This window comes from Streptomyces sp. NPDC004610 (assembly GCF_040609715.1).
Taxonomy (GTDB): Bacteria; Actinomycetota; Actinomycetes; order Streptomycetales; family Streptomycetaceae; genus Streptomyces.
In genome coordinates this window covers 40,288-57,480 of sequence record NZ_JBEXLA010000040.1, presented here as the reverse complement: position 1 = coordinate 57,480, position 17,193 = coordinate 40,288, and the positions used below count along the sequence as shown (strand labels likewise).

The 17,193-nt window shown below is 73.3% G+C and carries 11 protein-coding genes; 6 read left to right on the top strand and 5 right to left on the bottom strand.

Features of this window, described 5'->3' with window-relative positions:
- Positions 1-75: 75 nt before the first annotated feature.
- Positions 76-1,239 carry a winged helix DNA-binding domain-containing protein gene (locus tag ABZX40_RS34155; RefSeq protein WP_355746418.1) on the top strand — a complete coding sequence of 388 codons (1,164 nt, stop codon included), beginning with the start codon at positions 76-78 and terminating at the stop codon, positions 1,237-1,239.
- A gap of 209 nt (positions 1,240-1,448) precedes the next feature.
- Here ABZX40_RS34155 and ABZX40_RS34150 read toward each other — a convergent pair whose 3' ends face one another.
- The 3 genes from ABZX40_RS34150 to ABZX40_RS34140 form a co-directional block, all read right to left on the bottom strand.
- Positions 1,449-2,237 carry a serine protease gene (locus tag ABZX40_RS34150; protein ID WP_355746420.1) on the bottom strand — a complete coding sequence of 263 codons (789 nt, stop codon included), beginning with the start codon at positions 2,235-2,237 and terminating at the stop codon, positions 1,449-1,451.
- Positions 2,238-2,805: 568 nt separating this feature from the next.
- Positions 2,806-5,610, bottom strand: a complete 2,805-nt coding sequence (locus ABZX40_RS34145; protein ID WP_355746423.1) for an AAA family ATPase — start codon at positions 5,608-5,610, stop codon at positions 2,806-2,808.
- A gap of 1,180 nt (positions 5,611-6,790) precedes the next feature.
- Positions 6,791-7,660 (bottom strand): helix-turn-helix transcriptional regulator, encoded by an 870-nt coding sequence (locus ABZX40_RS34140; RefSeq protein ID WP_355746566.1) that lies wholly within the window; start codon positions 7,658-7,660, stop codon positions 6,791-6,793.
- A 134-nt stretch (positions 7,661-7,794) separates the two neighbouring features.
- On the opposite strand from ABZX40_RS34140, the gene ABZX40_RS34135 reads away from it, so the two are divergent.
- The gene (locus tag ABZX40_RS34135) at positions 7,795-9,492 is read left to right on the top strand and encodes an AMP-binding protein (protein WP_355746425.1); all 1,698 of its coding nucleotides are present in this window, start codon (positions 7,795-7,797) and stop codon (positions 9,490-9,492) included.
- 33 nt (positions 9,493-9,525) lie between these two features.
- Here ABZX40_RS34135 and ABZX40_RS34130 read toward each other — a convergent pair whose 3' ends face one another.
- Complete coding sequence (locus tag ABZX40_RS34130; RefSeq protein WP_355746428.1) at positions 9,526-10,239, bottom strand: hypothetical protein; 714 nt, start codon at positions 10,237-10,239, stop codon at positions 9,526-9,528.
- Between the two features lie 337 nt (positions 10,240-10,576).
- Here ABZX40_RS34130 and gcl point away from each other — a divergent pair, with 337 nt between their 5' ends.
- Positions 10,577-12,361, top strand: a complete 1,785-nt coding sequence (gene gcl / locus ABZX40_RS34125; RefSeq protein WP_355746431.1) for a glyoxylate carboligase — start codon at positions 10,577-10,579, stop codon at positions 12,359-12,361.
- A gap of 175 nt (positions 12,362-12,536) precedes the next feature.
- On the opposite strand, the gene ABZX40_RS34120 is transcribed toward gcl, so the two are convergent.
- The gene (locus ABZX40_RS34120; RefSeq protein WP_355746433.1) at positions 12,537-12,782 is read right to left on the bottom strand and encodes a hypothetical protein; all 246 of its coding nucleotides are present in this window, start codon (positions 12,780-12,782) and stop codon (positions 12,537-12,539) included.
- Between the two features lie 155 nt (positions 12,783-12,937).
- On the opposite strand from ABZX40_RS34120, the gene ABZX40_RS34115 reads away from it, so the two are divergent.
- The 3 genes from ABZX40_RS34115 (at position 12,938) to ABZX40_RS34105 (ending at position 17,166) form a co-directional block, all read left to right on the top strand.
- On the top strand, positions 12,938-13,582 hold the full coding sequence (locus ABZX40_RS34115; RefSeq protein ID WP_355746436.1) for an NAD(P)H-dependent oxidoreductase: 645 nt from the start codon (positions 12,938-12,940) through the stop codon (positions 13,580-13,582).
- 103 nt (positions 13,583-13,685) lie between these two features.
- Positions 13,686-14,726 carry a GDSL-type esterase/lipase family protein gene (locus ABZX40_RS34110; RefSeq protein ID WP_355746439.1) on the top strand — a complete coding sequence of 347 codons (1,041 nt, stop codon included), beginning with the start codon at positions 13,686-13,688 and terminating at the stop codon, positions 14,724-14,726.
- 202 nt (positions 14,727-14,928) lie between these two features.
- Positions 14,929-17,166, top strand: coding sequence for an iron-containing redox enzyme family protein (locus ABZX40_RS34105; protein ID WP_355746441.1), 2,238 nt, complete (start codon positions 14,929-14,931; stop codon positions 17,164-17,166).
- Positions 17,167-17,193: the final 27 nt, after the last annotated feature.

The window sequence follows — 17,193 nt, the reverse complement described above, 5'->3', positions numbered from 1 at the left end:
GACGGCCGGCCGGGGCCACGGACGGCGACGGACGACGATGGACGACGACCATGGAAGACGACGGAGGCGGCGGCGATGAACGAGGAGATGAACGACAGGACAGCGGTGCCGGGGAGGACGACGGCCCCGGCCGCGACCGGCGGACGCGCCCGTCCCCCCGTCCTCACCCCCCGCGCCCTCAACCGCGCCACCCTCGCCCGGCAGCTCCTGCTCACCAAGGCGCCGATGGCCCCGCTGGCCGCCGTCACCCATCTCGTCGGGCTCCAGGCGCAGGAGGTGAAGCCGCCGTACTACGCGCTCGCCGCCCGGCTGGAGGGGTTCGCCCCGGAGCAGCTGTCCACGCTCCTCGGTGAGCGGGCCGTCGTCCGGATGGCCACCCTGCGTTCCACCATCCACCTCCACACCGGCGACGACGCGCTGACCGTACGGCCGTTCGCGCAGGGCGCGCTGGACCGGGAGGTGAAGATGTTCCGCAAGGGGCTGGTCGGCGTCGATCTGGAGCGGCTCGTGGTCCTCGCGCGGGAACTGGTCGAGGCGGAGCCCCGCACCATGCGGCAGGTCCGGGACGCGCTCGGCGTGCACTGGCCGGACGCAGACCCGCAGTCCCTGTCCGTCGCGGCCCGCTGTCTGCTGCCGCTGGTGCAGGTCACCCCGCGCGGGATGTGGGGGCAGAGCAAGCAGGTCGCCGTCACCACCGTCGAGCACTGGCTGGACCGGCCCGCGCTGCCCGCCCCCGCCCGGCAGGACATGGTGCTGCGCTATCTCGCCGCCTTCGGGCCCGCCTCCGTCAAGGACATGCAGCACTGGTGCGGGCTGACCCGGCTGCGGGACGCCTTCGAGAGCCTGCGCCCCGAGCTGATCACCTTCCACGACCAGCACGGGGTGGAGCTGTTCGACCTGCCCGACGCGCCCCGCCCCGACGCCGGGACGCCCGCGCCGCCGCGCTTCCTCCCCGAGTTCGACAACGCCCTGCTCTCCCACGCCGACCGCACCCGGGTCCTGCCGTCCGTCCACCACGGCCGCACCTGGCAGGTCAACACGCCCTACTGCCCGCTCCTCGTGGACGGCTTCCTCGTCGGCGTCTGGGGCCTGACCGCCGACGCCCTGGTGATCGAACTCTTCGACCCGCTCGGCAAGGAGCGGCGCGACGAGGTGGTGGAGGAGGGGGCGCGGATGCTGACGGCGGTCCACCCGGGGGCGGGCCACGACATCCGCTTCGGCACGGTCATCCCCGACTAGCCGAGGAGGAGCACGGGCGGGCATGGATGAGGAGCACAGGAGCACGGGCGGACATGGATAGGGGGCGCTGCGGGCCGCTCGTGGAGGCCCGCAACGCCCCCTGGTCTTGCACCTGAGGGATGCTCAGGAGTACGGGGAGTCCTTCTTCCGCACCGGCGGTGCCGACCCGTTCACGCGGTCACCGGCATCGCGTGCACGGCCGTCGCCGGTTACGAGTTGATCTGGGTGGTGACCAGGCTGGAGAAGGTCGTCAGCCGGGTGTAGACCCCCGGGTACCCGGCCCGCGCGCATCCGTCGCCCCAGGACGTGACGCCCGCCAGCCGTCCGCCGATCACCAGGGGGCCACCGCTGTCGCCCTGGCAGGTGTCCACCCCGCCGCTGGTCAGACCGGCGCACACCATGTCACTGGCGACGAACCGGGTGCCGTAGGAGGTACGGCAGCTGGTGTCGGAGACCGTGGGGACGGTCGCGGTGCGCAGTTGGTTGGAGGAGGCGCCGCCCTCGCGGGTGGTGCCCCAGCCGAGCACCCGCGCCGAGGCCCCGGCCGCGTACACCCCGGTGTCGGAGGGGGCGACGTACGGGAGGGTCGTGTATGGCATCGACGTCGACAGCGTCAGCACGGCGATGTCGTCGCCGCTGGTCACACTGCGGTAGTCGGGGTGGATCCAGATGCGGCTGACCCGGGCGACGGTGCCGTTGGTGCCGTTGAGGTAGGTGCGCCCGCCGACCACCCGCACACTGCTGGTGGTCTCGCCGACCATGCAGTGCGCGGCGGTGACCACCTTGGTGGGCGTGACCAGGGTGCCGCCGCAGAACTGGTTCTGCGAGGCGTCCGTGATCTGCATGACGTACGGATACGCCGTGGTGGTCGTGGTGGTTCCGCCCACAATGGGGGCGGGGGCGGCGACGGCGGGCGCGCCCACGAGCGCGGTCGCGGCGGCAGCGGTACACGCCGCGAGGGTGAGGGCGGTCTTTCTGGCGCGGTTGAGCCCGAACATGAGTCTCCTCAGGTTGCCGGTGGGGGGTCGCGCGGGGGTGGGGGGTGAGCACGAGGGTCTCGGACCGGCCCTCGCGTGCCCGGCGAGCGGCACGGTGCCTACCGTAGGGGGCTGCTTCACTCGCCCCCAATGAGGGAGTCCCCTAGGGGAGTTGGGCAGGGTTAACCCTCGGTCAGATGTGCGAGGGGGGTTTGGCGGGGGTTCGGGTGCGGGCGGGGGGTGGCTGGTCGCGCAGTTCCCCGCGCCCCTAAGGGCGTTGAGGTCGCGTGAGTGACAAACAGGGCCAGCTGCCACCCCCCAGGGGCGCGGGGAACTGCGCGAGCAACCCCCACCCACCCGCACCCGACTCCGCGCCCCCCGGGGCCCCTAAAGCCGGCCCGCGCCTATCGTGCTCGGCGGCCCCAACGCCCCCAGGGGCGCGAGGAACTGCGCGACCAGCCCCCACCCACCCGCACCCGACTCCGCGCCCCCGGGGGGCCGCTGAAGCTGGCCCGCGCGCGAACGTCCCCAGGGGCGCGAGGAACTGCGCGACCAGCCAGCCCCCACCCACCCGCACCCGAATCCCGATCTACCGCCGGGGGCTCCCCGCTGCGAGGCGCACGATGTCCACCCGCGAGCGGATGCCCAGCTTGCGGTACACGCGGGTCAGGGTCGCCTCGACCGTCTTCACGCTGATGAAGAGACGGCCCGCGATCTCCCGGTTGGTCGCGCCCTCCATCACCAGCGCCGCCACCTGACGCTCCATCGCCGCCAGGCCCGCCAGCGCGTCCAGCACCGGCGGGGCGGGCGGCTCCACCGGGTCCGACGCCGCCGCCTCCTCGACCTGGCGCAGCCACGGCATGGCCCGGCAGCGCCGGAACAGCCGGGCCGCCTCGTCGTACGACGTGGGACCGGGGCGCCCGGTGCGCAGCCGGGCCAGGGCGAACGCGGCCCGCGCCTCCTCCAGCCCGTAGCCGAGCTTGGCCAGCCGGTCCTGTACGGACGTCAGCTGGGCCAGCGCCGCGTCCCGTTCGCCGCGTGCCGCCCGCACCAGGGCCTCCGCCCGGTCCAGCACCGCGAGCACGCTCTCCCGGCCCAGCCGCAGCGCCTGCACCCGGGTGACGTCGATGACGTCCTGCGCCTCGGTGATCTCCCCGATCCGCACCAGCGCCTCCGCCAGGTCGCCCTGCCAGCGGCCCCGCGCCGGGTCGGTGATGCCGATACCGATCTCCAGTTCCCGCACCCGCCGCAGCGCCCGTACCGCCTCCGCCGCGTCCCCGGCGACCAGATGGGCGTGGCCCAGGGCGCCGAGGGCGCGGGAGAGGTACATGACGTCGCCGTCCTCCTCGGCCCGGTCCGCCGCCTCCCGGGCCAGGGCCAGCGCCCGGCCCGTCTCCCCGCCCGCCGCCTCCGCCAGCGAGGTCAGCATCGCGCTGGCGCCCTCGCCGATCCCGGCGTCACGGGCCAGCCGGAGGCTCTCACGGGCCAGGTCCAGGGCCCGGCCGCAGTGCCCGGAGCGCAGTTCGGTCTCGGCGAGGAAGCGGACGTAGTGCACCTCGCTCTCGGCGATGCCGCGCCGGCGGACCTCGCGCAGCAGGGTCATCACCGTCGTCCGCGCCTCGGCGAGCTGATCGCTCATGATCAGCCAGCGGAAGCGGACCGCGCCGATGCCGTTGTGGTCGACGGCGACCCTCGGGTCCTGTGGCTCGCGCATCGCCCGCTTGATGGTGGACGGGGCGTCCGGGTGGCCCATCAGGGTCTCCATGTGCGCCTGGAACGCCAGCGCGAGCAACTCGGTGCGCCGGTCCGCGGCCTTCGCCGCCAGCCGGGCCGCGTGCGCCGCCTCCTCCCGGCCCCGGTCCATCTCGCCCTCCACCAGCAGCGCCCGCCAGGCCAGCTGATAGCGGACCAGGGCGAGCAGCCGGGGATCGTCGTCGGCGTCGGCCAGTGCCTGCGGGAACACCGCGTCGACCTTGCCCATCGCCTGCCCGGCCGCGTTGATCACCACGATCCAGGCCCGCACCCGGTCGGCCGCCGCCGTCGCCCGGGTCAGCACGTCCCGCGCGATGTCCCGGGCGAGATCGGTCTCGCCGCCGGTGATCGCGTCCTCCGCCGCCGTCAGCCGCCGCTCCTCCGGGCCGGGCTCGCCGTCCGCCGGGGTGTGCCGGGCCGCCAGCAGCCCCAGCGACGCGGCGACCGAGGGCGCGCCCCGGTCCCGGGCCAGCGCCGCCGCCTCCGCGAGGCGGGCCGCCGCCTCCGGGTCGGTGCCGGTGGTGGCCAGCGCCAGATGCCGGGCCCGCTCGATGGGGTCGGACGCGGCCGTGGACAGCGCCGCGTGCGCGTCCCGCCGCTCCTGCGCCGACGCCTCCGCGTACAGCGCCGCCGAGATCAGCGGATGCGCGAACCGTACGGCGGGGCCCTCCGGCTCCGTCGCCAGCAGGCCCAGCGCCGCCGCCTGCGCGGTCTCCGCCTCGGCGTTGACCCGTCCGGCCGCGTGCAGCAGCGCGGTGGTGGGGCGGGCGCCCGCGCTGGCCACCAGCAGGGTGTGCCGGGCGTCGGCGGACAGCATGTCCAGCCGGTGCAGCACCAGCGCGCGCAGCGAGGTCGGCACCGGCAGCGGCTCACCGGGGCGCGGCGGGGTCGGACTCTCGGCGAGGGCCCGGCCCAGCTCCAGCGCGAACAGCGGATTCCCGCCACTGGTGCGATGGATGTCCCGGACCGTGGAGCGCAGCAGCGCCGGGTAGCCGCGCTCGTCCAGCAGCGCGGACACCTGCGTCCGGGTCAGCGGGCCGAGCCGCAGGGCGAGGGTGTCCGGCGGGGACGCGCGTAGATGGTCGTCGTACTCCTGTCCCTCGGTGCGGGCCGCGCAGAGGACCTGTACGGGGAAGTCGCCCAGGCGGCGGGCGGCGAAGCCGAGGAGTTCGGCACTGGCCGGATCCAGCCACTGGAGATCGTCGGCGACCACCAGCACCGGGCCCTCTGCGGCCAGCGCGCGCAGCGCGGACAGCACCGCGAGGCGCAGCGCCAGCCCGTCCCGCTGGAGGGTGGACTCGCCGCGGCCGGTGAGCGCCGACTCCAGCGCCGTGCGCTGCGCGTCCGGCATCTTTCCGGCCACCTCGTCCAGGACCAGCCCGAGCAGATCGGCGAGCGCGAGGAACGGCAGATGCGACTCCGACTCGGTCGCCGAGCAGCGCAGCACCGTCCGGGCGGACTCCCCGTACTCGGCGGCCAGCGCCCGCAGCACCGTCGACTTCCCGATCCCGGCGGGACCGTGGAGCAGCACACTGCCGCCCCGCCCGAGCTGCTCACGCGCGGCCGAGAACAGCTCCTCCCGCCCGATGACCAGGTCGGGGCGGCACCTCGCAGGCTCCTGGAAGTCCCGTCGCACGGTCACCGCTCCCTCCGAGGGTCGTGTTCCGCCAAATTCTAGGCAACGCGTCGTTGAAATCCGGAGGCGTGCGGTGGTGAGGGAAATTACAGCGGTCATGACGATTGAACCTGTGAGACGAGGCTCACAACCGCATCTTCCCAGGGACGGCCCAGCGCCGTCCTGGCAATCGCACAGCGGGACCGCTCCGCGGGGGTGACGGGGACGGGTCCGCGCCCCTACGTCGGCGCGGGGGCGCGCCCCTGCGGTGGCGGGGGCACGCCCCTACGGTGGCGGGGGTCCGCGCCCCTACGGTGGCGGGGCTGGCGGCCGTATGGCGGTGGGGGTCGGCGGCTGTACGGGGTCGGTGGTCGTGCGGTGGCGGGGCTGGCGGCCGTATGGCGGTGGGGGTCGGCGGCTGTACGGGGTCGGTGGTCGTGCGGTGGCGGGGTCGGGGGCCGTATGGCGGTGGGGGTCGGCGGCCGTGCGGGGTCGGTGGTCGTGCGGTGGCGGGGTCGGGGGCCGTGTGGCGGTGGGGGTCGGCGGCCGTGCGGGGTCGGTGGTCGCATGGTGTCGGGGTCGGTGGTTGCGCGGGGTCGGCGGTCGTGCGGTGGCGGGGGTCGGTGGTCGCACGGCTGAGGGGGCTGGCGCCCGGACCCCTGTGCCGGTCCGTGCCCCGCACACGTGCGGGGGCTGCGCCCGCAGGAGTGCGGGGGTCCGCGTCGCTTGCCCCTGCGGGGGGTCCATCCCTCCCACTTTTGCGGGATCCAGCGCTCGCACCTCTGCGGGGGTCTGTGCCCGGCACTTCTGCGGGGGTCCGCACCTCCCGCCTCTGCGGGGGTCCGCACCTCCCACCTCTGCGCGGGTCCGCACCCCCCTCTCTGGGCGCCAGCCCCCGCACCTCTACGCGGGTCTGTGCCCGGCACTCCTGCGCGGGCCCGCGCCCCCCACCTCTGCTGGGCCCAGCGCCCCCACCTCTGCGCCGATCCATGCCCGGCACCCCTGCGGGAGTCCGTGGCCCCTCACCCCTGCCCGGGTCCGCCCCTCACCCGCGCGCGGGTGAGCCGGAAACGTGACCGTCGTCTGGATCAACGGTGCGCCGCCCCTCACCCGCGCGCGGGTGCGCCCCTCACCTCTGCGCGCGGGTCCGCCCCCGCACCCCCCCCGCGCGGATCCGCGCCCCCCCACCCCGCACCCACCCGCCCCCCTATCCCAACCCCAACCCCAACCCCCCTCCCTCCCGTGCCCGCGCCACCGCCTCCCCCCGGGTCCTCGCGTCCAGCTTGCGCATGGCTGAGCGCAGGTAGCTCTTCACCGTTTCCGGGGCTATGCCCAGCCGCGCGGCGGTGGCCGCGTTCGTGGCGCCCGTGGCGACGCAGGTCAGGACGTCGACCTCGCGCGGGGTCAGGGGCGTGGCCGCGGTGGTCGCCGGGGCCGGGGTGAGGAGCGCGCACGCCCGCAGGAGTTCCGCGCGCAGCGCCGGGTCCGCGATCCGGGGGGCCAGGGCGCGCAGCGCCGTTTCGGCCTCGCGCACGCCGGGGACGTCCCGGGCCTCCGTCAGGACACCGCCGGTGCCCCGGGCCTCCGCCAGGACATCGCGGGCGCCCCGGGCCTCCGCAAGCACGCCGGAGGCGTCGTCGGCCAGCAGCAGGGACTGCTCCACGTCCCGCGCCGCCTCCACCACCGCGTTCAGCGTGCGGTCGCCCAGCGGCTGGACCGAGCGCAGCCCACCGTAGAGCACGCCCCGGACCTGGCGGCGGACGACCACCGGGACCGCGACGATCGAGCGCAGGCCCTCCGCCGCCACCGGTACGTCGTACTCATGGCTGATCCGGCGGGAGGCGGGGTAGTCGTCCACGGCGCAGGGGCGGGCGTGGGCCACCGCCCGGCCGCCGAGGCCGTTGCCGGAGCCGACCGCCAGCGCGCTGAGCGCGAGCGTCCGCGTGCCGCTCAGCTCCGTGATCCGCATCCGCCGCCCGCCCGCCTCCACCAGCCCGCCGAAGGCGACCGGCAGCCCGGTCGTACGGCGCAGCCGCAGCAGCGCGCCGCGCAGCACCCCCGCCCCGCCGTCCACCACCGTCACCGTGCCTCCCTCGCCCAGGTGTGCGTACCGCACCCACCCCCGTTCGGGGGTAGTGGGACCCGCATCACGGATTACACGATGTCCGGGAGCCGCCCGGCAATGGTCCGGGACCGAGGAGGACGACGACGATGACGACGGCGACGAGTGCGACCACCGCGACCGGGGAGTTCCGGGCCGCCCGGGACTTCCTGCTCCAGCACCGCGAGGACTACCCCACGGCCTACGAGGGCTTCCGCTGGCCCCGGCCCGCACACTTCAACTGGGCCCTGGACTGGTTCGACGTGATCGCCGCCGGCAATGCCCGGACCGCGCTGCACATCGTCGAGGAGGACGGCCGCGAGACCCGGCTGTCCTTCGCCGAGATGTCCGTACGCTCCGACGGCTTCGCCGGCTGGCTGCGCGCGCGGGGCGTCGCCGCCGGGGACCGGATCCTCGTCATGCTCGGCAACCAGGCCGAACTGTGGCTGACCGCGCTCGCCGCGATGAAGCTGCGGGCCGTCGTGATCCCCGCCACCCCGCTGCTCGGCCCCGCCGATCTGCGCGACCGCGTCGAGCGCGGCCGGGTCCGCCATGTGATCGCCCGCGCCGAGGACGCCCCCAAGTTCACCGACGTACCCGGCGACTACACCCGGATCGCCACCGGCCCCGCCCCCGACGGCTGGCTGTCCTACGACGAGGCGTACCAGGCCCCGCCCGCCGCCTTCAGCCCCGACGGCCCGACCCGCGCCGACGACCCCCTGATGCTCTACTTCACCTCGGGCACCACCGCCCGCCCCAAGCTGGTCGAGCACAGCCATGTCTCCTACCCGGTCGGCCATCTGTCGACCATGTACTGGATCGGCCTGCGCCCCGGCGACGTCCATCTCAACATCTCCTCGCCCGGCTGGGCCAAGCACGCCTGGTCCAACCTCTTCGCCCCCTGGAACGCCGAGGCGACCGTCTATCTCCTCAACTACACCCGCTTCGACGCCGCCCGGCTGATGACCGAGATGGACCGGGCCCGGGTGACCACCTTCTGCGCCCCGCCGACCGTGTGGCGGATGCTCATCCAGGCCGATCTCACCCAGCTCGACACCCCGCCCCGGGAGGCCGTGGCCGCCGGGGAGCCGCTCAACCCCGAGGTGATCGAGCAGGTCCGCCGCGCCTGGGGCGTCACCGTCCGGGACGGCTTCGGCCAGACCGAGACCGCCGTCCAGGTCGCCAACAGTCCCGGCCAGCCCCTGAAGACCGGTTCCATGGGCCGCCCCGGCCCCGGCTACCGGGTCGCCCTGCTCGACCCGGTCACCGGCGTCCCCGGCGACGAGGGCGAGATCGCCCTCGACCTGACCGGCCCCGGTGGCCGCCCCGTCGGCCTCATGACCGGCTACCACGGCGACCCCGACCGCACCGCCGAGGCGATGGCCGACGGCTACTACCGCACCGGCGACATCGGCGCCCGGGACGAGGAGGGATACATCACTTACGTCGGGCGCGCGGACGATGTCTTCAAAGCCTCCGACTACAAGATCTCCCCGTTCGAGCTGGAGAGCGCCCTGCTGGAGCACCCGGCCGTCGCCGAGGCGGCCGTCGTGCCCGCACCGGACGCCCTGCGGCTCGCGGTGCCGAAGGCGTACATCGTGCTCGCGGAGGGCTGGGACCCCGGCCCCGGCACCGCCAAGACCCTGTTCGACCACTCCCGCGAGACGCTGGCCCCCTACAAGCGGATCCGCCGACTGGAGTTCGGGACGCTGCCCAAGACCGTCTCCGGCAAGATCCGCCGCGTCGAACTGCGCGAGGCGACGGCGGGGGGTTCGACGGACGAGTACCGGGAGGAGGACTTCCGGTAAGGGTGATGACGGGCCGGGACCGCTCCGCTGCGGCTACCCCGGCCCCGACGCCGCTCCTGGCCCCGCCCCTGGCCCCGACCCCGCCCCCGTCGCCGTAAGTCGTTCCGCCACCGCGTTGACCGGCTGCGGCGTGCCCGTCAGGTCCAGGACGTAGAGCGGTATGCCCAGATCCTCCGCTCTCGTTCTGGCCCGTTCCTCATAGCCCGCGAGGGAGAAGTAGACGCAGGACGCCGACGCGGTCAGCGCGGTCAGCCACAGGCACTCGACATCCCGCAGCGACGCCGGGCGGACCGTCGGGTCGACCTGGGCGAGGACCCCGGGGGCGGTCAGGCCGATCCCGGTCGGCGGGGGGCGGTCGGCGCGGCGGACACCGTCGTGGCCGAGCCAGTTCAGATACAGGACGGCGGTGGTGACCGCGTCCTCCGCCGTGCGGATGGTGACCGGGTGGAAGGCCGGACGGCCCCCGGTGCCCGCGCCCGCCGATGGCTCCTCGGCGACCGGCAGCCACAGGGTCGTACCGCAGGGGCAGCCCAGGTCCGGGCGGGGCCAGATGCCGACCCGTCCGCAGTCGCCGCAGCGCGCGGGCACCCACTCCCCGTCCCAGACCCGGTGCGGTACGGGCCGGACCGTGCCGCGCGGATCCAGCGCGGGCGCCACCGCCGTACCGCAGACGCAGGGGTACGAGGGTGGGGTGTAGTGGTGGGCGCGGCCACAGGCCGGGCAGTGCACCTCGATGCTCCGGGACATGGGTCCGCCTCCAGGAGTGCGTGCCGGGACTGCGTGGGCCGGGTGACAGGCGATGGGCGACCAGCGACGGGCGACCGGCGACGGACACCGGACGCCTGGCGGCCTGGCGGCCGGGGAGGGTCCCCATCGTGCTCCGGTCGGGGGCCGCTTGTCCGTCGGTTGTCTTGACTGCCCCGGCCACCACTCCTACATTACTTCCAGATCGTAGAAAGTAATTTCCGCAATGTGGAAGATCAAGCGAAGCTCGTTGCGGAGACCGAAAGCAGTGCGAGATTCGGGGCGTGCTCACCGCGGGGCGCGACGGGAGTGCATCCGACAGCCGAAGCAGGAGTACTCAATGGCTCGTATGACCGCTGCCCGCGCGGCAGTCGAGATTCTCAAGCGCGAAGGCGTCACCCAGGCGTTCGGTGTGCCGGGCGCGGCCATCAACCCCTTCTACGCGGCGCTCAAGGCGTCCGGTGGCGTCGCCCACACCCTCGCCCGCCATGTCGAGGGCGCCTCGCACATGGCCGAGGGCTACACCCGCACCAAGCCCGGCAACATCGGTGTCTGCATCGGTACGTCCGGCCCGGCCGGTACCGACATGATCACCGGGCTCTACTCGGCCCTCGGTGACTCCATCCCGATCCTCTGCGTCACCGGCCAGGCCCCGACCGCGGTGATCCACAAGGAGGACTTCCAGGCCGTCGACATCGCGTCCATCGCCGCCCCGGTGACCAAGATGGCCGTCACCGTGCTGGAGGCGGCCCAGGTGCCGGGCGTCTTCCAGCAGGCGTTCCATCTGATGCGCTCCGGGCGGCCCGGCCCCGTGCTGATCGATCTGCCGCTCGATGTCCAGCTCACCGAGATCGAGTTCGACCCCGACACCTACGCCCCGCTGCCCGTCTACCGGCCCATCGCGACCCGCCCCCAGATCGAGAAGGCCCTCGCCCTCCTCGACGCCTCCGAGCGCCCCCTGATCGTCGCGGGCGGCGGGGTCATCAACGCCGACGCGTCCGAACTGCTGGTGGAGTTCGCCGAGCTGACCGGCATCCCGGTCGTCCCGACGCTGATGGGCTGGGGCGTGCTGCCCGACGACCACGAGCTGAACGCCGGGATGGTCGGCCTCCAGACCTCGCACCGCTACGGCAACGCCACCTTCCTGGAGTCCGACTTCGTGCTCGGCATCGGCAACCGCTGGGCCAACCGCCACACCGGCCGCCTCGATGTCTACACCGCCGGGCGGACCTTCGTGCACATCGACATCGAACCCACCCAGATCGGCAGGATCTTCGCCCCGGACTACGGCATCGCCTCCGACGCCGGGGCCGCCCTCGCCCTCCTCCTGGAGGTCGCCCGCGAACGGAAGGCGGCCGGCAGGCTGCCCGACCGCTCCGCCTGGGCCGCCGCCGCGCAGGAGAAGCGGGCCACCCTCCAGCGCCGCACCCACTTCGACGACATCCCCATCAAGCCGCAGCGGGTCTACGAGGAGATGAACAAGGCGTTCGGGCCCGACACCCGGTATGTCTCCACCATCGGCCTCTCCCAGATCGCCGGTGCCCAGATGCTCCATGTCTTCAAGCCGCGGCACTGGATCAACTGCGGTCAGGCGGGCCCCCTCGGCTGGACCGTCCCGGCCGCGCTCGGGGTCGCCACGGCCGACCCCGAGACCCTGGTCGTCGCCCTCTCCGGGGACTACGACTTCCAGTTCCTGATCGAGGAACTCGCCGTCGGCGCCCAGCACCGCATCCCCTATGTCCATGTGCTGGTGAACAACGCCTACCTCGGTCTGATCCGGCAGGCCCAGCGCGCCTTCGAGATCGACTTCCAGGTCAATCTGGAGTTCGAGAACCTCAACTCGCCCGAACTCGGCGTCTACGGCGTCGACCATGTCAAGGTCGCCGAGGGCCTGGGCTGCAAGGCGATCCGGGTCACCGACCCCAATGAGCTGGGCGCCGCGCTGGAGCAGGCCAAGAAGCTGGCCGCCGAGTTCCGGGTGCCGGTGGTCGTCGAGGCGATCCTCGAACGGGTCACCAACATCTCCATGTCCACGACGAACGACATCGGGAACGTGGTGGAGTTCGAGGAGATCGCCACCGAGCCGGGGCACGCACCGACGTCGATCCGGACACTGAAGGTCTGATCCGGGGCCGGAGACCGGGACCGGAGGCCAGGTCTAGTCCGGGTCCGGGTCCGGGTCCGGAGGCCGAATCCGGGTCTGACCCGAGGTCCGTCCCAGCTACCCGTCCCCAGATTCCGGCCCACGCACCACCCGGCCCCCCGCCTCCGTTCACCGAGGCGGGGGGCCGCATGGCGTGTCACGGCGACCCGTGGTGCTGTTCCTCCGACAGCCCCGGCCACTCCTCCGGTCCGCCGCCCTGCCACTCGACCAGATCACTGGTCCCGACGTCCGTCACATAGTGGTCGGCCAGCCGGAGGATCTCGCCGACATCGTCCAGGTGCGAGGCGACCCCGAGGGTCTCGTCGTCCTCCGTGACCCGCCGGGTGCCGTCGAGGGCCGGGGCGTGGACGACGATCCGTGGACGCGGCGATGGAAGTGCCATGCCTTCAGGGTGCTGCGCGGGCGGGCGCTCCGCACCCGCACGCGCGAGAGACGGTTTCCAGCCATGTCAGTTAAGCGGAGGAAGGCTCTCTTGTTAAATCCTCTAGAGGAATATAGCTTTCGACTCATCCCACCCCTGACATGAGGGGATGTGTCATGTACCGCGTGCTCATGCTGTCCGGCTCGCTGCGCGAGGACTCGCTCAATTCCCGCCTCCTGCGCTGCCTTCCCCCACTCGCCCCCACCACCTTCGACTGGCAGTCCTACGACGGCCTCGCCGAGCTGCCGCTCTACGACCAGGACGCCGACACCGGCACCCCGCCCCCACCCGTCACCCGGCTGCGCCGGGCCCTCACCGAGGCGGACGGACTGGTCATCGCCACCCCCGAGTTCAACCACTCCCTGCCGGGCGTACTGAAGAACGCCATCGACTGGGCGTCCCGGCCCAAGGACGAACCCGCCCTCACCGGCAAGGCGATCGTGGTGCTCACCGCCACCCCGGCCCGCGCCCGGGGCTATCGCGGGCTCGCCGACACCGCCGCGATGCTCAACGAACTCGGCAATATCGTCGTACCCCAGCCGCAGGTGGTCGTCCATCAGGCCCATCGGGCGCTGGTCGCCGACGAGTTCGGCGCCCCGCTGCTGCTGGACGAGGAGGCGGCCCGGTTGATCCGCGTCCAGCTCCATGTGCTCGGCGATCTGCTGGCCCACGATCACGCGGGCGCACTGCTGCGCTCGATCCGCCGGCACTCCGCACGGGCCACCACCACCCGGCCGACCGTGCCCGCCCCGGTCGCCTGATCACCCCCTGCCTCACCCCCTACCTCACCCCCGCACCCCCTCACTCCCCTCCCTCACTCACCCCCTCACCCACCCCCACCCACGCCTGCCCGTGAGAGGTGACATGGATTCCCCCGCGGCCCTGGCCCCGCAATTGGCGCAGTACGAGAAATTCGCCATGAGCGGGGTGCACTGGCAGCCCTATGTCATGTACTTCAACCAGCCGGACCACCACTCACCGGTCCTCACCACCGATTCCCGGGGATTCCGTCTCTCCCACGGCGAGCGGGGCGAGCCCCAGTCACTCGGCGACCATCTCCCCGAGGGCCCGGTGAGTCTGCTGATGGGCGGTTCCTCGGCCTTCGGATTCGGCGCCGGATCGGATCGCACCACCCTCGCCTCCCTCCTCAGCCGGGAATCCGGCACTCCCTGGCTCAATCTCGCGGCCCCCGCCTTCAATTCCACCCAGGAAGTCCTGCTCTTCCTCCTGCACCGGCATCAACTGCCCCAGATCCAGGATGTGCTGATCTTCTCCGGGCTCAACAATCTCGTCGTCTCCGCGCTACCCGGCGCCGACCGGGGATATGGCCAGTTCTTCTTCTCCGGAGAATTCTACGGAGAGTTGAGCGGGGTCGCCGTCCGGCGCACCTCCGTCGCCACCGTCTCCCGTCCGCGCTCCGGGCTGCGCCGGCTGCTGTCCCGGTCCGGGCCGCCCGTACCGCCCGAACCGCCCCTCGACCAGCGGATCTCCACCGCCGCCGGTGCCCTGCGCAGGGATCTGGACCGGCTGCTGGAACTGCTGGCCCCGACCGGCGCGCGGGTGCGGTTCGCGCTCCAGCCCACCCTGCCCTGGACCGGGAAGATACCCTCCGTCGAGGAGAGCGTCCTGCTCGCCGAGGACGGTTCCCTCTGGTCCACGATGTGGGCCGGATTCCGCACCTCGCTCACCGCGGAGGCCCATGAGCGGTACGCGGACGAGACCGCGCGGATCTGCCGGGAACGCGGCGTCGATTTCCTCGATCTCAGTTCGGCCCTCGGGTCCCACCCGGACCGGGACAGCTGGCTGTTCGTGGACCCCGTGCACCTCAATGACCGGGGGAACGGTCTGGTCACCACATCGCTGTGCGCCGCTTTCGGAATCGGAGAGAAGGAGAGAACCCCGTGATCCGCAAACTCCTCGATTTCTTCCGTCGGCGCCGCAGGCGCAAGAACGACGGGTCCATCTACCCCATGTTCTGATCACCCATGTTCTGATCACCCGTGATGTGATCACCCATGATGTGGCCACCCCACGTTCTGGCCCACGTCTTGGCCCATGTTCTGGCCACCCCGCGTTCTGATCCTGCCCCGAGCCGGAAAGGACCACCGTGACGCCGACCCCCGACACCGCGACGGCGGACCGACTCCTCTACCTCCGCGCCCTCGACCCGGAGGGCGCCCTGCCCCTCACCCCCCTGGACACCCCCGTCCCCGACGAGGACCCCGGCACGGCCGGTGCCGGGGAACTCGCCGACGAGGCCCGCCGCTGGGGCGCCGAGCAGACCGCACGGTTCCGTACGGAACTCGGGGCGAAGGCCGCCACGGAGCCGGTGGTGCGCTGCCTGCTCCTCAACTCCGCCCCGCTCGCGCTGTCCGCCGGTTCCTGGCTCCAGTGGATGTCCAGCGCCGCCAACGGCGACACCGGCCTCGCCCTGGAGATCCTCGCCCTGTACGCCGGTGACCTCGGCGTCGGCTACCCGGGCGCCGACCGGGGCAGCGCCTACCGTGCCGCCCTGGCCCACCACCGGCTCCCGCTGGACACCGACGGGGTGGGACTCACCTCCAACGACCTGATTCAGAACGTCAGTTTCCGGCTCCCGGCCCTGCTGCTCGCCATGAGCAGGCAGCCCGACCGGTACTTCGCGGAGATCCTCGGCGCGGATCTGTTCCTGCGCGCGGTGGGCACCCCGCCCCCGCTCGCCGTGCTCCCCGAGACCGCCCTCGGCCCGATGACCGCCCGGGACATCGACCTGGGCTCGACCCGCACGGGACAGGGCCCGAGCGCACTGGAACGGTCCCTGACCGCGGCCGGCCTGTGCCTGGCACCGGAGGAACCCGAACCCGGACCGCCACTCGGACCCGGAGCGCCCCCGCCCCCCGACCGCCCCACCGCCCCCGACCGCCTCCGGCACGGCTTCCGCCGCGCTGCCCGCGAGTACCGCCGCTGGTGCGAGGCGCTGTTACGGGAGGCGGTCCTCGCCCATCACCCCGACTACGACATCTGGCGGCTGCTGTTCGGCCGGGCGCGGCAGGCCGCCGTCTATCACGGGCGGTACCGGCTCGACGGGCGCCCGCTCGCCGAGTGGTTCGCCGATATCGAGGCGGGCCCCGCCCCCTTCCTGGACGCCCTGGCCGCCAGCCCCCTGGTCCGGCCCGGGAACCCCGACCGCAGTCCGCTGATCCGGGGGCTGATCTCCGAGACGGGCCCGATGTTCCGGGTCTTCACCGAGGACGAGGTCGCCGCGATCCGCCGCTGGATCGCCCAGCTCCCGGCCGACGGCACCCCCACCGCCGACCGGCGCGCACTGCACGACGTACAGCGCACCTGGTTCCGGCGGACCGCCGGGCCGGAGCCCGGGGAGACCGCCCCGCAGCGGCCTCCGGAGTCGGCCGGGCCCGGGTCCACCCGGGACGCCTACCGGCGGCTGCTGACCCGGGAGGACTCGCCCGCGATCCGCCGCTACGCCCATGACTACGCCCGGCGCTGGCTGATCCGCAGCGGGTTCCGGCTCGACGCGGCGCCCCATCAGCTCCCCGCCCGCTGGGATCCCGAGCGGGGTCTGTCGCCCTGGCTGCTGGCCGAACACGACCGGCACGGCGCGGAGTTCGGGGTGGAGTTCGGCGCGGAGATCGGCGACGGTGCGGCCGACGGCGGCGACACCCCCGTACCCACCAGAGAGCAGCTGATCTCGTCCACGCTGCAACTGGCGCCGCTCATCATGATCGACGGGGCCTGGCTCCAGGGGTTCACCGACTACCGGCTGGCCTCGTCCCCGGTCGGTCATCTGCTCTTCCGGACCTACTGGGACGAACTGGGCAATGGGGAACGGGAGTTGAACCACCCCCGGATCTATCGTCGGCTGCTGGGCGAGATGGGGCACGAACTGCCGCCGACCGCCTCCGCCGCCTTCGCCGAGTGGCCCGGCTTCCATGACGAGTCGTTCGCCCTGCCGGTCTTCTGGCTGAGCGTCTCCCGCTTCCCGCGCACCTTCCAGCCGGAGATCCTCGGACTCAATCTGGCGATGGAGCTGTCCGGCGTGGGCGGCAGCTATCGCACGGCCCGCGTCGGCCTGGAGAAGTACGGCTTCAGCACCCAGTTCGTGGATCTGCACAACACCATCGACAACGTGGCCACCGGGCACTCCGCCTGGGCCGCCGAGGCCGTGGACGCCTTCATGGCGCAGGTCCCCGGGGTCCTCGGGCCCGGCGGCGACCCGGCGATCTGGCGCCGGATCCGGATCGGCTACCGCTCGCTGAACTCCCCCCGCACGCTCGGCTCCGCCCTCTACGCCCGCCTCCGAGGGCGCGGCGCCGCCGAGCGTTCCCTCCCCGCCGGAAGGGGCTGACCCCCGATGACCCCCACGACCCCCACC

Coding starts and splice junctions, on each gene's coding strand:
- ABZX40_RS34110 (WP_355746439.1), top strand. CDS start 13,686: ATGGATTCCCCCGCGGCCCTGGCCCCGCAATTGGCGCAGTACGAGAAA.
- ABZX40_RS34130 (WP_355746428.1), bottom strand. CDS start 10,239: ATGTCCCGGAGCATCGAGGTGCACTGCCCGGCCTGTGGCCGCGCCCAC.
- ABZX40_RS34120 (WP_355746433.1), bottom strand. CDS start 12,782: ATGGCACTTCCATCGCCGCGTCCACGGATCGTCGTCCACGCCCCGGCC.
- ABZX40_RS34155 (WP_355746418.1), top strand. CDS start 76: ATGAACGAGGAGATGAACGACAGGACAGCGGTGCCGGGGAGGACGACG.
- gcl (WP_355746431.1), top strand. CDS start 10,577: ATGGCTCGTATGACCGCTGCCCGCGCGGCAGTCGAGATTCTCAAGCGC.
- ABZX40_RS34150 (WP_355746420.1), bottom strand. CDS start 2,237: ATGTTCGGGCTCAACCGCGCCAGAAAGACCGCCCTCACCCTCGCGGCG.
- ABZX40_RS34115 (WP_355746436.1), top strand. CDS start 12,938: ATGTACCGCGTGCTCATGCTGTCCGGCTCGCTGCGCGAGGACTCGCTC.
- ABZX40_RS34135 (WP_355746425.1), top strand. CDS start 7,795: ATGACGACGGCGACGAGTGCGACCACCGCGACCGGGGAGTTCCGGGCC.